Source organism: Lentilactobacillus senioris DSM 24302 = JCM 17472, from assembly GCF_001436555.1.
Lineage (GTDB): Bacteria > Bacillota > Bacilli > Lactobacillales > Lactobacillaceae > Lentilactobacillus > Lentilactobacillus senioris.
On sequence record NZ_AYZR01000008.1, the window covers coordinates 492,863 to 511,981 of the forward strand.

Sequence of the window (19,119 nt, forward strand, 5' to 3'; positions counted from 1 at the left end):
CCTCACTTTTTATTATAAATTGGTTTGCGATTTTTAATATCCATGTACAGTTGAAGATAGTTTTCATAACGACTGTGCATTATGAGTTCTTCTTCCACTTCTTTTTTTACTTCACAGTCAGGTTCATTAACATGAACACAGCCTCTAAAACGACAAAATTTAGAAGCCCGTTTAAATTCAGGAAAATACTGAGCTAATTCATTAGCCTGGAGTTCAAACGGATCATAAGATGAAAATCCAGGAGTATCCGCAATTAATCCATTACCGATTTTTAGTAAACTAACCTTTCTGGTGGTATGCTTACCTCGGTTTAAAGCCTGTGAAATTTCACCAGTGGCTAATTTTAATTCCGGAGCAATATGGTTTAACAGAGTTGATTTACCAGCTCCAGTTTGCCCCATAATTACCGTTTCATTGCCGTCTAATATTTGTTGCACTTCTGTTAAGGAAACTTCATCAAACGAAGTTTCTGGCAAAATCACTTGATATCCGATTCTTCGGTAACCTTCTGCTAACTGTTGAAAGTATCTTAACTCGCCTGCCGATAGTAAGTCAGTCTTCGTAAAGTAAATCACCGGCTTAATCTTACTAATCTCTAAAGCAATTAACTGCCGATCTAATAAGTTACTCGAAAAACTCGGTTGAACTACAGCAGTTGCTACGATAGCTTGATCAATGTTAGCTATTGGTGGTCTGGTTAATTCATTTTTACGCGGTAGAACTTTTAAGATATAGCCCTGATCATTATCATCTAATTGAAATTCCACTTCGTCGCCAACTAGGGGCGTTACTTTTTTATTTCTAAAATTGCCTCGCGCTCTAGTACGATAAAGTTCACCATCAGAAATGACATCATAAAATCCACTCAATGATTGTTGAATCTTTCCCTGTTTCAATAATTCACCTCCCAAAAAATGCTTCTTCACCATTATAAGCGAAAAAGCATTTCTTTAGGTAATAAATCTTCAATTAATTGGAATCCGCAGTGACATTGTTTTCACGTAAAATAACTTTGCCATTTCTAATCACCTTATACTTACCTACTTCATTATCACCTAACTTAAACGGTAAGATAACATTAGTATCCTTAGTGATCACCATCTGCTTATAAACGCTAGCAAACGTATGATCATGATCCTTTAAGTAAATTAAGACGATATTTTCCGTAGGCTTGGTAGGGCTGCTATCCGCATCAGCAGTAGAATCTTCATCCGAACTAGAACTACTAATTTCTGAGCTACTATTCGCCTCTGAACTTACACTATCCGACGACACAGCTAGGCTAGGATTAGCTTTTCTTTGACTATAAGCTGTATTAGTCGTTTTATTTTGTCCGGTGGTAGTGGCGTCCTCAAATGGTATTTTTATCCGGACATTAAAGCTAGTAATAGCCTTTTGGGTCTTTTGTTTCCCACGAGACAAATACACCACTACACTGCTGCCTTGTTGAATAGTCTGTCCAGCTCCCGGACTTTGTTTTACAACCTTACCCTTATCTTGAATGTTAGAGTAAACATAATCAAATACCGGATTAATGCCCTGTTCGTTCATATAACTAATTACCTGTTCCTTAGACATACCAGTTAGATTCTCTAAGGTGATTTGTTTAACTCCTGTGGAAACTATAAACGTTATCACCTTGTTTTTAGGAACTGCCTTCTGGCCGGGCTTAAAATCCTGTTGCAAAATTTTACCGGCCTTAAAGGTGGAAGAAGATGCATTTCTTCGTTTCACCGTAAACCCCAAAATACTCAACTTATTAGCAATCACTTTATAGTCTTGACCTACATAATTTTCTAACTTAATAAGTTTGGGTCCTGAGCTTACGGTTAAATTAACCTTGGTTTTTTTCCTTACCGACCGTCCGGCTTGCGGATTAGTTTTAACCACGTTATTTTTTTCAACTTCGTCATTGGCTTCATAGGTAATCTTACCAACCGCCAAATCATTTTGAGCTAATCGCTTAATGGCAGTCTGGCGAGTTAAATTAGTAAGATTGGGTACGCTAGCTTTACTACCAATACGAGCTAACAGTACCATAGTCAATCCTGACAAGACTAGTATAACTACCAAAATAGTTAATGCTACTTTTCGTTTATATTTTCCCGGTTTCTTTTTAGGACTGACATTACGATTTTCTGTATCTTTGACATCGTCTTTAGCTGATTCGTCATTGGCTTTAGCTGCCGCTTCTACTAATTCTGGACGTAAGGGAGCAAATGGCATCACCCTGGTCTGTTCTGCATCATCATCTAACTCAGAAGTAAATTTGGCTTCATTAGCTCGTGATTGATCTAATGAAGTTCTTAGGTCATCAGCCATTTGTGCCACAGTATCATAACGGTTACGTGGATCTTTGGTGGTAGCCTTCAAGACAACATTCTCTAACGCCTGGGGAATTCGTGGATCAAAATCTCGAACCGATGGAATTGGAGTTTGAGAGTGTTTAATGGCAATTGAAACGGCTGTTTCTCCGTTAAACGGTACTTTGCCAGTTAACATTTCATATAAAATGATGCCCAAAGAATAAATATCAGATTGTTGGTTTGCTACCTGGCCTTTAATCTGCTCTGGAGAAAGATAATGAATAGAACCAACGATTGATCTAGTTTGGGTCATCGTGTTTTCTGATTCTGCTTTAGAAATACCAAAATCAGTAATTTTAGCATAGCCATTTTTATCGATTAATACGTTTTTGGGTTTTAAATCCCGATGAATAATATTATGGCGATGAGCTTCGTGAACAGCAGATAAAATCTGTTCCAAAATATCAATAACTTGAGCATAAGGAATCGGAAAATGATTTTTAATGTAGTATTTTAGATCTTCACCATCAATATACTCCATGGCTATATACTGCATCCCATCCATCTCATCCACATCATAAATACCTACAATGTGTGGATTATCCAAAGCAGTGGCAGCCATCGCCTCATGTCGAAATCTTTCCTGAGCTTTCTTATCATCCCTAAAATCTAAACGTAATACCTTAACCGCAACTAGTCGATCCAAGATTAAATCTTTGGCCAAATAAACATCAGCCATTCCGCCTTCTCCTAGACGCTTAATAATTTGGTAACGGCCATTTAAGACAAAACCCTTACGCATCATTAATCACCCCGGTATCGTCTAGAATTAAAAGAACTGTAATATTATCGGCTCCTCCGTTCTGATTAGCCGCTTTGATTAGGCGATCGCACTTTTCACTTAAAGTGACACTACTATTTAATATGGTTTTAATCTTATCGGTAGAAACCATATTAGTTAAACCATCAGTACAAAGCAACAATTGGTCTCCCACAACTACTTGAAATTCATGGTAATCGGCTTTGGCCTCAGCGTTGATTCCTAAGCTCTTGGTAATAATGTTCTTATAGGGGTTATGCTCTGCTTCAGCTGGAGTTAAGTCACCATTTTTAACTAGCTCATTAACGTATGAATGATCCTCAGTTAGTTGTAACAATTCATCTGCGTGTAATACATAACCGCGACTATCGCCAATATTAGCAATCACTACTTGTTCGCCAGAAATTAAGGCAGCCACCAAGGTGGTTCCCATTCCTTCTAAATTAGGATCCTCAGCAGCATAGTCTAAAATTTGTTGATTAGCAATTACTAACTCTGAACTTAGCCATTCTTTGGCCTCGGATAGGTTCGCTACGGTACTCGTTTTAAACTGAGTACCTAAATAGGTCACTGTCATCTTAGAAGCTACCTCACCGGCTCGGTTACCGCCAATACCATCCGCTATAATTGCCAAACTAATATCCTGAGAGTTTTTAAACGCTCCGACCGCGTCTTCATTTTTCTCTCGGACCATCCCTTTGGAAGATTGATACGCAATTTGCATACTAGTTTCACTCCATCACTGTTTGATTAACGTACAAACGTAAAAACCATCTGACAAATAGTCATCTGGATAAATTCGTAGATCTGATTGATTTCGATCTGCTTTTAAATCTAAATCCGTATGGGTATATTGTACTTCAAATTCTGGATGGTTAATAACAAATTGGTCAATCACATTTTTATTTTCTTGGTTCACGATAGTACAAGTACTATAGGTTAATTGACCACCTACTTTTAACTTAGGGGCTACCGCAGTTAAGATTGCTAGCTGAATCTGGCTTAATTTTTCAATATCTGCCGGTGTTTTTTGGTATCTAATTTCTGGTTTTCTCCGTATCAACCCTAATCCAGAACAAGGGGCATCTACTAAGATTTCATCAAATAATCCATCTTCAAATACATCGCCAACGTTTCTAGCATCCAATGCTTGGGCTACCACTTGCTCACTAACATGTAGCCGCTTAGCATTTTGATTAATTGGCTTCATTTTGTTTTTGTGAATATCTAAAGCAACTACTTGTCCCTTTTCAGCTGCACTTAATCTTGTAGCGATTTGGGTAGTCTTGCCACCAGGAGCAGCACAAGCATCTAAAATCAAGTCACTAGCTTCAATTGGCATTGCTTCCGCCGGTAACATTGCACTTTCATCTTGGACAGTTAGTTTGCCATCAATAAAGAAATCAGATTGAGTAATTGGGATTTCACTATGTTCAATGACAATTCCCTCACTAGCCACTTCACTAGCCTTAGCATCATAACCGGCCTCATTTAGCTCGTTGAGTAATTCATCCCGACTAATTACGGCTAAATTAGCTCTAACCGATTGCTTAGGTGGCTGGTTTAATGACATTAAAATAGAGGTAGCTTTGTCTTTTCCCAATTGATCAATTAGGAGTTCCACAATCCATTGCGGCACACTACTAGTAACAGCTAGCCGTTCAACCAAATCTTCAATTTGATTGGGGTCAGCTAACTTTTTACGATCCATAGCATGTAATACTCCAGTTACCATTCGTCTAATCCCATCGTGTCCCATCTTTTTAGCTACTTTAATAGTTTCATCAAAAATAGCACGTTTAGGAATACGATCTAAATACTCCATTTGATACATTGCCGTATATAGTAGTTGAACTACCCATTCATCGACTTGAGCTGGATTTTTTAAAAATGGAGCTAGTTGGTACTCAAACGTCATTTGGTGCTGTAACACTCCGTAAACGATAGAGGTATACAGTCTTCTATCGGCTGAACTTAATTCAGCTTGCTTTAAGTCTGTATCTACCTGTAAATTGGAGTATGCTCCCTGCTTAGTCCGCGTTAAAGTTGAAACGGCTAATTGTCGGGGATTTGTTATTTTATTCATTAAAAATCACCTGTTGTTCCTCTTTTAAATTTTGACCGCTACCATTTAGATAAGCGGTGATATCTTGTTTGGGCTTACCAGCCGGTTGGATAACTTCTAATTGAAGTACAGAATGTTCACCCGCTGCCACCCACAATTGATGCTTAGTTTTCTTAACAATTTGACCGGGCTGTAAGTCCGTAGTTTCTGTTAAGGGAGTAGTTTGCCAAATCTTGGTCCGTTGACCATTGAAGCTAACGTAAGCTCCAGGAGCCGGTCTCAGACCCCTTACCTTGGCATCTACCAAGCGTGCTGGCTGAGTAAAGTCCAATTTTTCTTGATCTGGCTGAATGTTAGGAGAAAAGACTACTTGATCTTCTTCTTGGGGGATGGAAACAATACTACCATCAATCACCTTAGGCAAGGTAGTTAATAGTAAGTCTCGACCAACAATGCTAAGCTTATCAAACATCGTAGCCACATCGTCATCTGGTCCAATCGCAATAGCCTGTTGAGCTAAAATATCTCCGGCATCCATTTTCTTTTCCATGTACATGATAGTAATTCCCGTTTCAGCATCCCCATTCATAATAGCGTACTGTACAGGAGCTCCTCCCCGGTACTTAGGCAGTAATGAACCATGCACGTTAACTGCCGCAATCTTAGCTGCTGCTAGTAGTTTGCTAGGTAAAAATTGGCCAAAAGCCGCCGTCACAATTAGGTCTGGTTGCATAGCGATTAATTGCTCTAATTCTTCACTACCACTTAACTTTTCTGGTTGCAAGACTGGTAAGTTCAATTCAGTAGCTAACTGCTTTACTGGTGAAGGGGTAATTTTATGTTTTCGGCCCACTGGTCGATCAGGTTGCGTTACCACGGCTAAAATGTCATAGTGATTATCCACTAGTCCTTGAAGGACCGGGACGGAAAATTTAGGAGTTCCCATAAAAATTACAGAGGTCATTTTAATTCCTTCTTTCAAGTTAATTACATAAAGTCCATTGGTTCATTATCAATGCCAATTTGGATTCCTGATTTACTCTTTTGTTGAGCTTGATTTAATAATTCAGTTAAAGTGGTGGATAATGTTGGTTCTTGTCGGTATTTGATGATTATTTGGTAATAATAGCGTCTATTAATCCGCTTTATTACCTTCGGAGTGGGTCCTAAAATCACCGCATTAGGAGACAAACGCTGTTGTAGTTGATTTAATACGGCAAACGACTGTGCCACCACTTGCTTTTCATTTTCAGCACTAAGAGTGATTTTAACAGTAAAATAGTATGGTGGATATTTACCTGCGTGTCGTACTTTCATTTCCGTGCGGTAAAACTCTTCGTAGTTTTGCGTTTGGGCTAATAAAATGGCGTAGTGATCGGGATTAAACGTTTGGATAATTACCTGTCCAGCTTTATCGGCTCGACCAGCTCGCCCTGCTACTTGAGTAAGTAGTTCAAAGGTTCGTTCACTAGAACGAAAATCTGGAAACTCCAAACCAGTGTCGGCATTTAATACCCCTACTAGGGTGACATTCGGAAAGTCCAGCCCCTTAGCAATCATTTGGGTCCCCACTAAAATATCAGCTTGTTGTTCACTGAACTGTTTAATAATCCGTTCATGAGCACCTTTTTTTCTAGTAGTATCAACGTCCATTCTTAAAACCCGCGCGGTTGGAAATAACCGGTTGACTGTCTCTTCTAGTTTCTGGCTTCCCATTCCTAATTGACGTAGTTTGGTACTTCCACATTGATCACATTTACGGGGCATTGGTCTAGTAAAACCACAATAATGACATTTTAGTTGCCCTAGATCTTTATGGTACGTTAATGAAATATCACAGTTAGGACATTTAGGAACGAAGCCACAATTACGACACAGGACAAACGAAGAGTATCCCCGGCGGTTCAGCATTAAAATAATCTGTTCATGGCGCTTTAATTTCATCTCAATTGCTGTTAATAAGGAAGCTGAGAGGTCACTATCTGGGCCACCAGCAATTTCTTGCTTCATGTCCACAATCTCGACTTCTGGTAGTGCCTGATCATTAATCCGGTGGGCTAATACTAAGCGTTGATAAACACCCTTACCCGCTCTAGCCCTAGTCTCTAATGACGGTGTCGCGCTTCCTAAGACCACCGGGCATTTATGATAAGCCCCGCGCCATTTAGCTACATCCCTAGTTTGATAACGGGGATTTTCTTCTTGTTTATAACTACTATCGTGTTCTTCATCCATAATGATAACCCCGATGTTATCAAGTGGGACAAAGACAGCAGATCGTACCCCTACCACTACTTTGGCAGCTCCGGATTCAATTCGCCGCCATTCATCAAATCTTTCTCCCACTGACATGGAGGAATGCATCATTGCAACTTGTTCGCCAAATCGACTCCGAATCCTCCCCACAATTTGAGGAGTCAACGTAATCTCTGGTACTAATAACATTGCGGTTTTTCCCTGCTGTAAAGCATTCGCAATTATCTGTAGGTAGACTTCAGTCTTACCAGAACCAGTTACCCCTTCCAGTAAAAAGGTTTGATTAGCTCCTCGATCGATACTAGCATTAATTGTTTGAACAGCATTAGCCTGTTCGGGGTTTAGTGTTAGTGGTTGAGATTTAGTCACCGCCGAAGTAAACGGATTACGGTTCTTAGCCACCTGAATTTTTGTTAACCAGCCTTTTTGCTCGGCCAACTTAATGGTACTGCCAGTAATCTTATGATTAGCAGCTTCAGTTTGTAAGATGGGTTCAGTTCCTTGCTTTAATAGTTCTAACAATCGCCACTGTGCCTTAGCATTATTGGGTAGTTCGTCTTGAATTTTAGTTAATTCTACTTCCGACTTAGCCGCCTTAATTGCTGTTTGGGTTAATTGATGGGCATGATTACTCAGACTATAGTGCTCCGATACTAATCCTTGTTGAATTAAACTACTGATTCGCTTTAATTGCGATTTGTCCAATTCTTTAGCTACGTATTCAATTTGAGCGTGGCCTTGAAAAATATCGGCATTATCACCCAATACAGCTTCATCAGTAACCGTCAAAAATTTCTTGGCCTTAGTACGCATCCCCCCAGGAATAATAGTCTGTAAACAGCTTATTAAAAACGAATACGTATCTGCCGCCATCCAGCGAGCCAATTGTAATAGCTCCTTATTTAAGACTGGTTGCAAGTCTACCGGGGCGATGATGTTCTTTAATTTTCCTGAGAAGGTTTGATTATCAGTTAGCTTAACCACAAATCCTACTACCTGACGGCGACCAAAGGGAACTAAGACTCGCATTCCTACTTGAATAATATCTAATAATTGATCGGAAATTCCATAGCTATATGGAGTATTAGTCTGGGATGTAGGAACATCAACAATAACTTGTGCAATTGGCAAAGTGCTTATTTCTCCTTTAAAATATCGGTTGCAATAATATCAACTATTTCCTCAGCCACTTTAGCTTTAGATTCAATCGGAGTTTGCTGTTGACGTCCATCAGGCCACATGAACGTTACCTGATTGTCATCAGAGTTAAAGCCAATCTGACTCTGACTTACGTCGTTAGCCACCATCAAATCTAGATGCTTAGCAGTTAATTTTTTTTGAGCATTTTGTTTTAAATCATTAGTTTCTGCTGCAAAGCCCACTAAAAATTGATCGGCCCTTTTCTTAGCGCCCATAGTAGCCACAATATCAGGATTTTCCACTAATTCCAAGGTCATGCCGGGATGATCTTTATCTTTTTTAATTTTATGGTCAGCTGAAGTAGCTGGACGAAAATCTGACACCGCTGCCGCCATCACTAATCCATCCGCGCTAGCAAACTGTTCATTAACTGCCTCGTACATATCATTGGTCGACGTCACTGAAATAACGTTAATTCCAGTGGGTGGCGTCACTTTCATACTTCCAGCTATTAAAGTTACTTCAGCTCCGGCTTGTTGAGCAGCAGTAGCCACCGCTACCCCCATCTTGCCTGATGAGTCATTAGTTAAATACCGAACGGGGTCAATTCGTTCTCTAGTACCACCAGCGGTAACGATAATTTTCTTGCCCGCTAATGATTGAGGAGTTGGCTGTAACCGTTCTTGAACCCAGTCTAAAATTGCGGTTGGTTCTGGCATTCTGCCTTTGCCTTCATAACCTTCCGCCAAAAAACCAGTTGCTGGAGGCATAACAGCAATTCCAAAACTGGCTAATTTAGCCAAATTGGCATCAGTTGCTGGATTAGCCAACATATGACTATTCATTGTAGGAACCACAAAAACCGGACTAGTAGTGGCTAACAATGCAGAAGTTACAATATTATCAGCAATTCCGTTAGCCATTTTAGCAATTGTATTGGCGGTTGCGGGAGCCACAATTGCCACATCAGTTTGATCTGCCAAAAAGATGTGATTAACTCTGTCTGCGTTAGGCGTTTCAAATTCATCCACGTACACATGGTTTTTGCTAACCGTCATAAAGGTCAACGGAGTTACAAATTCTGTTGCAGACTTAGTCATTACTACTGTAACGTTGTTGTGTTGTTTAACTAACAGTCTGGTTAATTCCAAAGATTTATAAACGGCAATACTGCCAGTCACATAAAGGGTTACATTTTTATTTTTGAGCATTTTATCACCCCTGAATTCAATTTCTGTATTTATTGTACCAAAACTATTCTAGAAAAAAATAAACCGAGAATTATTAAATTCTCGGTTTACTCGACTAATCAAAGTCTTGTTCGGTTGGATCAATTTTTAAGACTCCAGCTTCGATTTCTTCAAGCGCCTTACCAACTGACTTATCAGATTTATAATCTGATTTTGGTAATAATAACTTGGCTCCAGCATCAATTTCATGGGCCCGTTTGCTGGCTAACATGATTAATGAGTAACGGGAATCAATTTTATCTAGTAATTTATCAACTGATGGGTAAAGTAGCATAATTATTCGTCTCCTAACATTGATTCATATTCGGGCATTACCCGATTAACTTTCAAGCGTTCACTTTTAATAATCGTTTTAATTCTTTCAACTGCCTGTTCAACTTGGTCGTTTAATACCGCATAATCGTAATTACGCATCATTTGAATTTCAGAGGCGGCTTTTTTGATTCGTTTGTTAATGACTTCAATGTCATCAGTACCACGACTAATTAAACGGTGTTTTAATTCCATTAAATCAGGGGGAGTTAAAAATACGAAAATGCCATCCGGACAATTAGCCCGTACCTGCATAGCTCCATTAACTTCGATTTCTAAAAATACGTCTTTGCCTGAATCCAAAGTTTCATTAACGTATTTTATCGGTGTTCCATAGTAATTGTCAACGTACTTGGCGTATTCTAACATTTCGCCGTTTTTAATGTTTTCTTCAAATTCTTCTTTGCTAACAAACAAATAATCTACCCCGTCGACTTCTCCGTCACGTGGTTGTCTGGTAGTCATTGAAATAGAGTATTTGAAGTCAACATCTGGTTCTTGAAATAGCGCCTTACGAACGGTCCCTTTTCCTACACCAGATGGGCCTGACAATACAATTAGCATTCCTCGTTTGGTCATTGAACTAACCCCTTCAATAATTGTTAATATTAATCTATTATCACCTTTTTTGCTTACAATAACAACTACATTTCGCAAATTTAGTAATTTACCGAAAAAAGGTTGCATTTCCGAACGGCTGTTCGTATAATAAAAACACAAACAAATGTTCGGGGTGACGATTATGCAAAACAAATCTAATAGTTTATACGCTTTTACACGTGGTGCACGGCAAAAATATCACCATCTTTTTGCCCCGACATTTACTCAATTACGCTTGAAGCAAATGCCAGTGTTCCAATTGCAATTATTTTTGGAGCAAGCCATTGACCACAATTTAATGGTTCAAGTAGACTTTAATTCAGGTGGAGAATCAGTAATTGGCAATGTTAATCAACTAAATGACAACTGCTATCTAATTACGACTCAAAACCAACGTTTTACTAGAATTGCCAAGTTATCTAATATTAAAGCAGTTCAACGTATTTAGCTAATAATGGTCCGTCAGTTAACTGACGGACCATTATTTATTTGGCTGAGGAAATGATCTCACCTTTTTCCCTAATCGCTAAGTCAATTAATTCATTGGCATGTTCTTCAGTTAGCTTAGTAATTTCGGTCCCAGCGAACATTCTAGCAATTTCTTCAACTCGCTGAGCTTCACTTAGTTCTAATACACTAGTTTGGGTCCGTTTGTTAACAATTTGTTTGCTAATAAAGTAATGATGATCACTCATTGCGGCTACTTGAGGTAAGTGGGTAATACATAAAACTTGGGACTTAGTGGAAATGGTAAAGATTTTATTACCAATTGCCTGAGCAACTCTACCAGATACACCAGTATCTACTTCATCAAAAATAATGGAAGTAACTCCTGCTGCCTTAGCAAACATAGTTTTTAGCGCCAACATAATTCGAGAAAGTTCTCCTCCCGATGCACTTTTCACCAATGGTAAGACCGCTTCTCCCGGATTGGTTTGGATGTAAAACTCTACTTGATCACGGCCTGTTTCAGTCAATTCATTGCTTGGGGTAATCCGCACTTCAAAAACTGCTTTTTCCATAAAGAGATCCATTAACTGATGGTGTACGGCCTTTTCCAACGACTTAGCCGCTTTAATTCTTAAAGCAGTTAGTTTGGTAGATAATTGCTCTAGCTCCGCAGTTAGTTGTTGTCGCTGTTGCTCTAGCGCATCACCATTACCTTGATCTCCCTGCATTTTGTCTAGTTCTTTTTTAATTTTAGCTTCATACTTTAGAATTTGATCGATGTTATCACCATATTTACGTTTTAATTGAAAAATAGTGTTTAACCGTTGTTCTACTTCTTCTAATTCTTCTTGGTCAAATTCTTGGCTACTTAACTGCTCAGAAATTTCACTACTAGCATCTTGTAAGCCATAGTAAGCACTACTTAACGACTCGTAAATTTTTTGAAAATCAGGATCTAAATCGCTAATGTCTTGCAAGGAACTCATCGCTGTTCCAATAAAGTCTAGTGGACTGTTATCGTCATCACCATTAATATTCATAAAAGCAGAGGCTAATGAGTCATGAATCTTTTGAAAATTATTTAACCGGTCCCGAGTCGCCGTTAACTCCTCTTCTTCACCAACTACTAAGTTAGCCCTGCTGATTTCATCATATTGAAACTGTAGCATGTCCACTCTTTGGGCCCATTCTTTTTCATTTTGAGCTTTTTCCTTAATTAACCGGGTTAAGTCCCTATACTTAGCAAATTTTTCCTGGTAAGTTATCAATATTTTCTTTAGCTGGCTGCCAGCCACCTCATCTAATAAGTGAATGTGCTTATCAGGATTCATTAATTCTTGTTGATCATTTTGACCTTGAATATCAACAATGGTACTACCAATTTTTTTCAGTATTCCTAGATTAACCAAAATACCATTGACCCTGGCACTGGTTCTTCCGGACGCAAAAATTTCACGTTCAATGATGATAGTACCATCATCATATTCAATACCATAGTCGTCTAATACTTGATAAGTGGAACTGTCCTCAGGAAAGGTAAACTGCCCTTGAATAATAGCCTTTTTAGCCCCACTTCGAACAAAGTCATGGGACGCCCGGCTACCAGCTAACAGACTCACCGCATCAATTATGATGGACTTACCAGCCCCAGTTTCACCAGTCAAGACGGTCATCCCTTCTTGAAATTGAATATCTAGGTGCTCAATAATGGCAAAATCCTTAATTGCTAGTTCTAATAACATAGGCGCTCCCTTCTTAGTTTAATTATACTGAATCATTTGGTTAATTTTGGTTTCTAATTGTTTACGTGGATTTTCAGCGGTACAGATAACTAAAACCGAAGAATCATCTCCTAAGGTACCAAATACCTCAGGAAAGGCCATCTGTTCTAATAAGTTAGCCACTACTGGTCCACTACCTGGAATCACCTTAATAAAAAGAAAATTATCCTGAGTCCGCATGGAAACAAATGAATCACTAATGGTTTGTTGGAGTTTCCGAGAAGCATTTACCGTTTTTTGGGGTGGTATGCTATAACGATAGCCGCCATTTTGAGCAGGTACTTTGAGTAACTGCATTTCACTCATATCCCTAGACACGGTTGCTTGAGTAACATCTACACCTTTTTCTTTTAATAGATTCACAAAGTCTTCTTGTTTTTTGATCTCATGATCAGCCAGTAACTGCCGAATAATATTTTGGCGTTCTTGTTTTTTCAACGCCCTCACCTCACTATTCTTTACTTTTTAAGTCGTTATAAGCTGCATCAATTACTGCATCAATGGAAACCGTAGTTGCGATTTCTGGTTGTTGAGTTGCTTTTAAGTGAACTAAAAATTCAATATTACCACTACCGCCTTTAATTGGTGAGAAGTCTAAATTTAAAACGGAGAAACCGTTATTTACCGCAAAGGTTAGAATTTTATCAATTACAGCTTCGTGTACCGCGCGGTCCCTAACAATTCCGTGCTTACCAACATTAGCCTTACCAGCTTCAAATTGAGGCTTAATCAAAGCTACCACGCTGCCGTCTTCTTTGATAATTTTACGCAGTGGCGGCAAAATTAATTCCAATGAGATAAACGAAACATCAATAGAGGCAAATTCAGGTTGCCCCTCGGTAAAGTCTGCTAATTCTGAATACCTAAAATTAGTATGTTCCATAACAACCACTCTAGGATCTTGACGCAGCTTCCATACTAGTTGATTACTACCCACGTCTAAGGCATAACTGAGCTTAGCCCCGTTTTGTAACATTACATCAGTAAAGCCACCGGTAGAAGAACCGATATCTAAGACCACTTTATCAGCCACACTAATTCCAAAAACTTCTAGTGCTTTGGCTAGCTTAAAGCCACCGCGACTAACGTAAGGCATGGGTTCACCCTTGATGTGTAATTCGGTATCTACTGGAATTTTAACTCCCGGTTTGTCTAACCGCTCTTCGTTATCACCCAAGACTTCTCCAGCCATAACGGCGCGTTTAGCTTTTTCTCTGGTATCGAATAACCCCTGTTCTACTAGTAAAACGTCTACTCTTTGTTTTTCCATTAATTACTTTTCCTCATCTAACTTAAAATACGAAAAAAATGATGCTAATAATGATGTATCCATTCCCGTTTGTTGTTCAGCTAGCATTAAAGCCTGCTTCCCCTCAGCAATTGTAACTGCTAATTTTTGGTAGGCTCCATCCAATCCTAGCAAATTAGGATAGGTATTTTTGTTGCCATCCTGCGCTACTGGTTTGCCTAGTTCAGCTTCATTACTGGTAATATCTAAGATATCATCATAAATTTGAAAAGCGAGTCCGAAACTATCAGCAAATCGCAACCACTGGGTCCGATCATTAATCTCGGCCATGATTAACCCGCTTAATACAGCATAGTGAATCAAATCACCAGTTTTTCGTTTATGCAACTGCATCAGTTGGTCAAGAGTCAGTTGATTAGCTTCGTTTGCAACATCGTCAACTTGACCAGCTACCATCCCGTTAGGACCAGCTGCCTGAGCCATTCCCATTACTAACTGTGCCTGTTGATTGGCAGGTAATTGATTAGTCGCTAACCATTCAAATGCCAAGGTCAACAGTGCGTCTCCAGCCAAAATAGCAATATCTTCTCCAAATTGAACATGATTAGTGGGTTTGCCCCGTCGCAAATCATCATTGTCCATTGCCGGCAGATCATCATGGATTAAAGAATAAGTATGTACTAATTCTAATGCTGTCGCTGCTTTCATTTGATCTTCAGTTATCGTAACACCAAAAGTGGTCAAAGTGGCTAAAGTTAATAATGGCCGTAGTCGTTTACCACCAGCAACTACAGAATAAGCCATTGCTTTCCTTAACAAAGGCTGTTGAACCTGCTGGTTTAACTGACTAGTTAAATATTCATTGATTTTTGCCACCCATTGGTTTTCAAATTCATTCAACCTATTCATTGCCGTTATCACTTTCGTTAGGGGCTTCAAAATTCGTTTCGTTACCATTTTGATCGATCATTTTAGTCATAGTTTCTTCAGCCTGACTTAGAGTTTGTTGTAGCTCATTAGTTAGGGTAATTCCTTTTTTAAACTGATCCATTGCAGCCTCCAAAGGAGTATTACCTTGCTCTAATTGTCTGACAATTTCTTCTAACTGTTGCATTTTTGCTTCGAAAGTTAATTCACTATCTGCCATCGTTTCCTCCATCTGATTGTTGTACCTCTATCGTTTTAGCAATAACTTGACCATCATGAAATTTAATGGTTAATTCTTCATCTTTGGTAATCTGCTTAGTACTATTAATGATTTTACCTTGGTTATTAGTGGCCACCGTAAATCCGCGACTCATTATTTTTAACGGACTAAGGTGATCTAAAGACTCAGCCAACAACTGTAATTGTTGTTGCTGTTGATTAAGATCATTGCGGATATTTTGTTGTAACTGTAACGCTAAAATATTTAAATGCTGTTGAGCTGCTTTGATTTGGTTGATCGGTGTTGTTAATTTCAAATCAGTAGTATTTGAGGCTAACCGCTGCTGTTGATTTTGAATGCTTTGTTTGGTTGCACTCGTTAACCGTTGGAACAACAAATCGATTTGTTGACTATAGTTCTCATAAATCCGTTGCGGGTTTCTCATCACCGGTGACTCTAGTAGTCGCGTCAGTTTAAGTTGCTGCTGTTTTAAAATACCTGAAATTCCATTTACTAATCGAACTTCATCAGTTGAAAGGGTTGCTTTTACCTGATCTAATCTAGGCACAGCCAATTCAGCGGCAGCCGTTGGCGTAGCTGCTCGTCTATCAGCCACTAAATCAGCAATCGTGGTATCAGTTTCGTGACCCACCGACGATATTACCGGGATAGAACTATCAAAAATAGCCCTAGCAACTACTTCTTCGTTAAATGGCCATAGATCTTCAATAGAACCCCCACCACGACCAATAATTAAAGTATCAAAGCCACCCAGTTCGTTAACCTGATTAATTCGATTAGCGATATCGACAGCAGCTTGATTTCCCTGAACTAATGCTGGAAATAACACAATTTGTGCAATTGGAAATCGCCGTTTTACGGTAGTAATGATATCACGAATCACTGCTCCACTAGGAGAAGTAACCACAGCAATCTTTTTAGGAAATACTGGTAATTCCTTTTTAGGAGCGTTAAATAAACCTTCCTGATCTAACTTGCGCTTTAATTGTTCTAGAGCTTGATAAAGTTGTCCCACTCCATCAGGTTCCATTCGTTCTACATAAATTTGATAACTACCAGACGGTTCGTAGAGGGAAATATGCCCCATTACTAGAACTTTCATTCCTTCTTCCGGCCGAAATTTAACTTTGTTAAACGCTGATTTAAACATGATAGCGTTAATTTTAGCATGGTCATCCTTTAAGCTAAAATATTGATGGGCATTAAGGCGTAGCCTAAAATTAGAAATTTCACCGGTTAGATACACCTTACCTAAGTACGGATCATAATCAAACTTGCGCTTTAAATACTGAGTTAACGCCGTTACAGATAAGTATTCACTTGCCATTTGCTAACCCCCATTCCGTTAAATCTACCGTCTGTTGCATCAAAGTAGCAATTGTCATCGGCCCCACTCCGCCAGGAACCGGGGTAATGGCAGCAACTTTATCCTTCACTGCATTAAAGTCAACATCGCCAACTAAATGACCAGTTTCATCCAAATTTTGACCAACATCCACAATTACAGCACCGGGTTTTACTGCCTCAGCACCTAATAATCGTAAAACACCCGTAGCTGAAATGATAAGATCTGCATCTCGAGTATACTCGGCAATTTCAGTCGTATAACGATGCAAAATGCTAACAGAGGCTCCTGCGTTTACTAACAGAGCTGCCATTGGTTTTCCTACAATTGCACTTCTACCAATAACCACTGCTTTTTTGCCACGCAAGAAGATATCATACTTCTCTAACAGGGTCATAATCCCCTTAGGTGTACAGGCTACCGGGTAATTACCGGTTAAGTTCAAATAAAGTTGACCAACATTCACTGCGGTAAAGCCATCCACATCCTTGGTTGAAGAGATAGATTGCATAATGCGTTGCTCATTAATATGTTTAGGTAGTGGATCCTGTACTAAAATTGCCTGTATAGTCGTATCTTGATTCAATTCGGTAATCAAAGCTAACAATTGAGCTTCAGTAATCGATGCTGGGACTTCCTTAATAACGGAATTCATACCTAGCTTTAAAGCTAGCTTGTGTTTGTTTCTGACGTACCGTTGACTCGCCTGATCTTCTCCCACAATCACTACTGCTAAGCCCGGAACGATACCGCATTGCTTAAGTTTTAAGATTCGCTTGCGAGTAGTTTCATTTAGTTCACTCGCCGTTTTTTTGCCATCCAATAAAATTGCCAAATTTTCACCTCATTTATCTCTTCTATTTTAGCGTAATTTAGCTCAACTTGGGGATACAAAAAAATAGATTTACAAAAAATTGCAAATCTACTTTTCAATATTCTCAAGTTCATGTGATAAAACGCCGTTCACAAATTTTCGAGAACGATCATCACTAAATTTCTTAGTTAGCTCTATGGCTTCATTGACCGATACCTTAGCAGGGGTATCTGGGACAAAATGAATTTCATAAAGCGCTAATTCCAAAATAATTAAGTCAGTCTTAGCTAAACGGCCTAGTGACCAGCCCGCTTTTAAATGTTTAGAGATAATTGCATCAATGTCTGCTTTATGATCGCTAACCCCTTGTACCAAGGTAGCTAAGTAGTCAGGAAATTCATCGCCGTATCGACCATCCGTCAATACTTGATAAAATTCTTCGCGATCAGTATCCGGATTAGTGGCAGAAGCAAAAAGAGTTTGGAACGCAATTTCTCGAATTTGGTGTCTGTTAATATCCACTACTATTCCTCATTTTCTGAATTGGCAAACGGATCATTAGGGTCAACTGTGTTGGCCGTTTCCTTTTCAGGAACCACTCCAGCAACATGAACGTTAACCTGTTGGGCTTTCAAATTAGTCATAAACAATAATTGTTCTTTAACCTGATCTTGAATTTCTAAGGCAACTTTAGGAACAGAAACGCCGTAATTCAGAAAAACCGAAATATCAACCGTTAATTGATCTCCGTCGTAGCTGATTTTCACGCCCCGACTGTGTTCCTTACGCCGTCCAAATAACTCGTTAACGCTTTTAGATAGTGAATTACTTTGCATACGATTAACGCCGTCAACTTCAACAGCCGCAATTCCTGCAATAATTTCCAAAACTTCGGGAGTTATTTGAATTTCGCCCAAATTGGGATTATCAGATTGCAAAATGATATTAGTGTCTTCAGCCATAGTTAAGCCTCCGTTATAGCAAATTTAGCCTAAGCTCGTGAAATATAAGTACCATCAGTAGTATTAACTACCAACTTATCGCCTTGGTTGACAAAGAATGGAACTTGAAGAGTCAAGCCAGTAGTCATAGTAGCTGGTTTAGAACCACCAGAAGCAGTATCACCCTTAATTCCTGGTTCAGTTTCTGCTACTTCTAAGGTAACAGTGTTAGGTAATTCTACCCCTAAGGTTTCTGAACCAAATTGGATAACACTAACTTCCATATTTTCTTGTAAGTAGTTTAATTCATCTTTGATTTGATCGCCAGGAATAGAAATTTGATCATAAGTATCCATATCCATAAATACGTGATCAGTACCATCAGCGTAAAGGTATTGCATCTTACGAGTGTCGATTTGAGCTTGTTCCATCTTAGCTCCGGCACGGAAAGTCTTTTCTTGAACGGCACCAGTTCGTAAGTTCTTTAGTTTTGAACGAACAAAAGCGCCCCCTTTACCAGGCTTAACGTGTTGAAAACTAACGATCCGCCAGATAGCACCATCTACTTCAATGGTTAAACCATTTTTAAAATCAGCAGTTGAAATTGCCATGATTATTTTCC

General features: G+C 39.1%; 20 protein-coding genes. 1 reads left to right on the top strand and 19 read right to left on the bottom strand.

Annotated features, from left to right (window positions below; all coding sequences use genetic code 11):
* Positions 1–2: 2 nt before the first annotated feature.
* The 9 genes from rsgA to gmk form a co-directional block, all read right to left on the bottom strand.
* The gene (gene rsgA / locus FC56_RS05770) at positions 3–896 is read right to left on the bottom strand and encodes a ribosome small subunit-dependent GTPase A (RefSeq protein ID WP_056978363.1); all 894 of its coding nucleotides are present in this window, start codon (positions 894–896) and stop codon (positions 3–5) included.
* Between the two features lie 73 nt (positions 897–969).
* The gene (gene pknB / locus FC56_RS05775) at positions 970–3,108 is read right to left on the bottom strand and encodes a Stk1 family PASTA domain-containing Ser/Thr kinase (protein ID WP_056978364.1); all 2,139 of its coding nucleotides are present in this window, start codon (positions 3,106–3,108) and stop codon (positions 970–972) included.
* A complete protein-coding gene (locus FC56_RS05780) occupies positions 3,101–3,850 on the bottom strand; it encodes a Stp1/IreP family PP2C-type Ser/Thr phosphatase (protein WP_056978365.1) in 750 nt (249 codons plus the stop codon). The genes pknB and FC56_RS05780 overlap by 8 nt, the downstream gene beginning before the upstream one ends.
* A 15-nt stretch (positions 3,851–3,865) precedes the next feature.
* Complete coding sequence (gene rsmB, locus FC56_RS05785; protein WP_056978366.1) at positions 3,866–5,212, bottom strand: 16S rRNA (cytosine(967)-C(5))-methyltransferase RsmB; 1,347 nt, start codon at positions 5,210–5,212, stop codon at positions 3,866–3,868.
* Positions 5,205–6,155: a methionyl-tRNA formyltransferase gene (gene fmt / locus FC56_RS05790; RefSeq protein ID WP_056978367.1), complete on the bottom strand. Its 951-nt coding sequence runs from the start codon at positions 6,153–6,155 to the stop codon at positions 5,205–5,207. Before fmt ends, rsmB begins: the two co-directional genes overlap by 8 nt.
* 23 nt (positions 6,156–6,178) lie before the next feature.
* The gene (priA, locus tag FC56_RS05795; protein ID WP_056978368.1) at positions 6,179–8,578 is read right to left on the bottom strand and encodes a primosomal protein N'; all 2,400 of its coding nucleotides are present in this window, start codon (positions 8,576–8,578) and stop codon (positions 6,179–6,181) included.
* A 5-nt stretch (positions 8,579–8,583) separates the two neighbouring features.
* Positions 8,584–9,798, bottom strand: a complete 1,215-nt coding sequence (gene coaBC / locus FC56_RS05800; RefSeq protein ID WP_056978369.1) for a bifunctional phosphopantothenoylcysteine decarboxylase/phosphopantothenate--cysteine ligase CoaBC — start codon at positions 9,796–9,798, stop codon at positions 8,584–8,586.
* A gap of 94 nt (positions 9,799–9,892) precedes the next feature.
* Complete coding sequence (gene rpoZ / locus FC56_RS05805) at positions 9,893–10,111, bottom strand: DNA-directed RNA polymerase subunit omega (RefSeq protein ID WP_054669783.1); 219 nt, start codon at positions 10,109–10,111, stop codon at positions 9,893–9,895.
* 2 nt (positions 10,112–10,113) lie between these two features.
* Positions 10,114–10,728: a guanylate kinase gene (gmk, locus tag FC56_RS05810; protein ID WP_056978370.1), complete on the bottom strand. Its 615-nt coding sequence runs from the start codon at positions 10,726–10,728 to the stop codon at positions 10,114–10,116.
* Between the two features lie 163 nt (positions 10,729–10,891).
* On the opposite strand from gmk, the gene FC56_RS05815 reads away from it, so the two are divergent.
* Positions 10,892–11,197, top strand: a complete 306-nt coding sequence (locus FC56_RS05815; protein ID WP_056978371.1) for a hypothetical protein — start codon at positions 10,892–10,894, stop codon at positions 11,195–11,197.
* 37 nt (positions 11,198–11,234) lie between these two features.
* Here FC56_RS05815 and recN read toward each other — a convergent pair whose 3' ends face one another.
* From recN to efp, 10 genes are all read right to left on the bottom strand, one after another.
* Positions 11,235–12,941 carry a DNA repair protein RecN gene (recN, locus tag FC56_RS05820; protein ID WP_056978372.1) on the bottom strand — a complete coding sequence of 569 codons (1,707 nt, stop codon included), beginning with the start codon at positions 12,939–12,941 and terminating at the stop codon, positions 11,235–11,237.
* An 18-nt stretch (positions 12,942–12,959) separates the two neighbouring features.
* Entirely contained in the window at positions 12,960–13,418 is a 459-nt protein-coding gene (locus tag FC56_RS05825) for an arginine repressor (protein ID WP_056978373.1), read from the bottom strand.
* 13 nt (positions 13,419–13,431) lie between these two features.
* On the bottom strand, positions 13,432–14,250 hold the full coding sequence (locus FC56_RS05830; RefSeq protein ID WP_056978374.1) for a TlyA family RNA methyltransferase: 819 nt from the start codon (positions 14,248–14,250) through the stop codon (positions 13,432–13,434).
* Between the two features lie 3 nt (positions 14,251–14,253).
* Positions 14,254–15,138, bottom strand: a complete 885-nt coding sequence (locus FC56_RS05835; protein WP_056978375.1) for a polyprenyl synthetase family protein — start codon at positions 15,136–15,138, stop codon at positions 14,254–14,256.
* A complete protein-coding gene (locus FC56_RS05840) occupies positions 15,131–15,376 on the bottom strand; it encodes an exodeoxyribonuclease VII small subunit (protein ID WP_056978376.1) in 246 nt (81 codons plus the stop codon). The genes FC56_RS05835 and FC56_RS05840 overlap by 8 nt, the downstream gene beginning before the upstream one ends.
* The gene (xseA, locus tag FC56_RS05845; RefSeq protein ID WP_054669798.1) at positions 15,366–16,724 is read right to left on the bottom strand and encodes an exodeoxyribonuclease VII large subunit; all 1,359 of its coding nucleotides are present in this window, start codon (positions 16,722–16,724) and stop codon (positions 15,366–15,368) included. The genes FC56_RS05840 and xseA overlap by 11 nt, the downstream gene beginning before the upstream one ends.
* Complete coding sequence (locus FC56_RS05850) at positions 16,714–17,577, bottom strand: bifunctional 5,10-methylenetetrahydrofolate dehydrogenase/5,10-methenyltetrahydrofolate cyclohydrolase (RefSeq protein WP_056978377.1); 864 nt, start codon at positions 17,575–17,577, stop codon at positions 16,714–16,716. The genes xseA and FC56_RS05850 overlap by 11 nt, the downstream gene beginning before the upstream one ends.
* 87 nt (positions 17,578–17,664) lie before the next feature.
* On the bottom strand, positions 17,665–18,078 hold the full coding sequence (gene nusB / locus FC56_RS05855) for a transcription antitermination factor NusB (RefSeq protein WP_056978378.1): 414 nt from the start codon (positions 18,076–18,078) through the stop codon (positions 17,665–17,667).
* Positions 18,079–18,080: 2 nt separating this feature from the next.
* Positions 18,081–18,518, bottom strand: coding sequence for an Asp23/Gls24 family envelope stress response protein (locus tag FC56_RS05860; protein ID WP_056978379.1), 438 nt, complete (start codon positions 18,516–18,518; stop codon positions 18,081–18,083).
* A 29-nt stretch (positions 18,519–18,547) separates the two neighbouring features.
* Positions 18,548–19,108, bottom strand: coding sequence for an elongation factor P (gene efp, locus FC56_RS05865; protein ID WP_056978380.1), 561 nt, complete (start codon positions 19,106–19,108; stop codon positions 18,548–18,550).
* Positions 19,109–19,119 lie beyond the last annotated feature (11 nt).

Bases quoted from the DNA above. Each gene is read 5' to 3' on its own strand.
- rpoZ (WP_054669783.1), bottom strand. From the start codon at position 10,111: ATGCTACTTTACCCATCAGTTGATAAATTACTAGATAAAATTGATTCC.
- xseA (WP_054669798.1), bottom strand. From the start codon at position 16,724: ATGGCAAGTGAATACTTATCTGTAACGGCGTTAACTCAGTATTTAAAG.
- pknB (WP_056978364.1), bottom strand. From the start codon at position 3,108: ATGCGTAAGGGTTTTGTCTTAAATGGCCGTTACCAAATTATTAAGCGT.
- FC56_RS05830 (WP_056978374.1), bottom strand. From the start codon at position 14,250: ATGGAAAAACAAAGAGTAGACGTTTTACTAGTAGAACAGGGGTTATTC.
- rsmB (WP_056978366.1), bottom strand. From the start codon at position 5,212: ATGAATAAAATAACAAATCCCCGACAATTAGCCGTTTCAACTTTAACG.
- efp (WP_056978380.1), bottom strand. From the start codon at position 19,108: ATGGCAATTTCAACTGCTGATTTTAAAAATGGTTTAACCATTGAAGTA.
- recN (WP_056978372.1), bottom strand. From the start codon at position 12,941: ATGTTATTAGAACTAGCAATTAAGGATTTTGCCATTATTGAGCACCTA.
- FC56_RS05835 (WP_056978375.1), bottom strand. From the start codon at position 15,138: ATGAATAGGTTGAATGAATTTGAAAACCAATGGGTGGCAAAAATCAAT.
- gmk (WP_056978370.1), bottom strand. From the start codon at position 10,728: ATGACCAAACGAGGAATGCTAATTGTATTGTCAGGCCCATCTGGTGTA.
- FC56_RS05840 (WP_056978376.1), bottom strand. From the start codon at position 15,376: ATGGCAGATAGTGAATTAACTTTCGAAGCAAAAATGCAACAGTTAGAA.
- FC56_RS05780 (WP_056978365.1), bottom strand. From the start codon at position 3,850: ATGCAAATTGCGTATCAATCTTCCAAAGGGATGGTCCGAGAGAAAAAT.
- FC56_RS05815 (WP_056978371.1), top strand. From the start codon at position 10,892: ATGCAAAACAAATCTAATAGTTTATACGCTTTTACACGTGGTGCACGG.
- fmt (WP_056978367.1), bottom strand. From the start codon at position 6,155: ATGACCTCTGTAATTTTTATGGGAACTCCTAAATTTTCCGTCCCGGTC.
- FC56_RS05860 (WP_056978379.1), bottom strand. From the start codon at position 18,518: ATGGCTGAAGACACTAATATCATTTTGCAATCTGATAATCCCAATTTG.
- coaBC (WP_056978369.1), bottom strand. From the start codon at position 9,798: ATGCTCAAAAATAAAAATGTAACCCTTTATGTGACTGGCAGTATTGCC.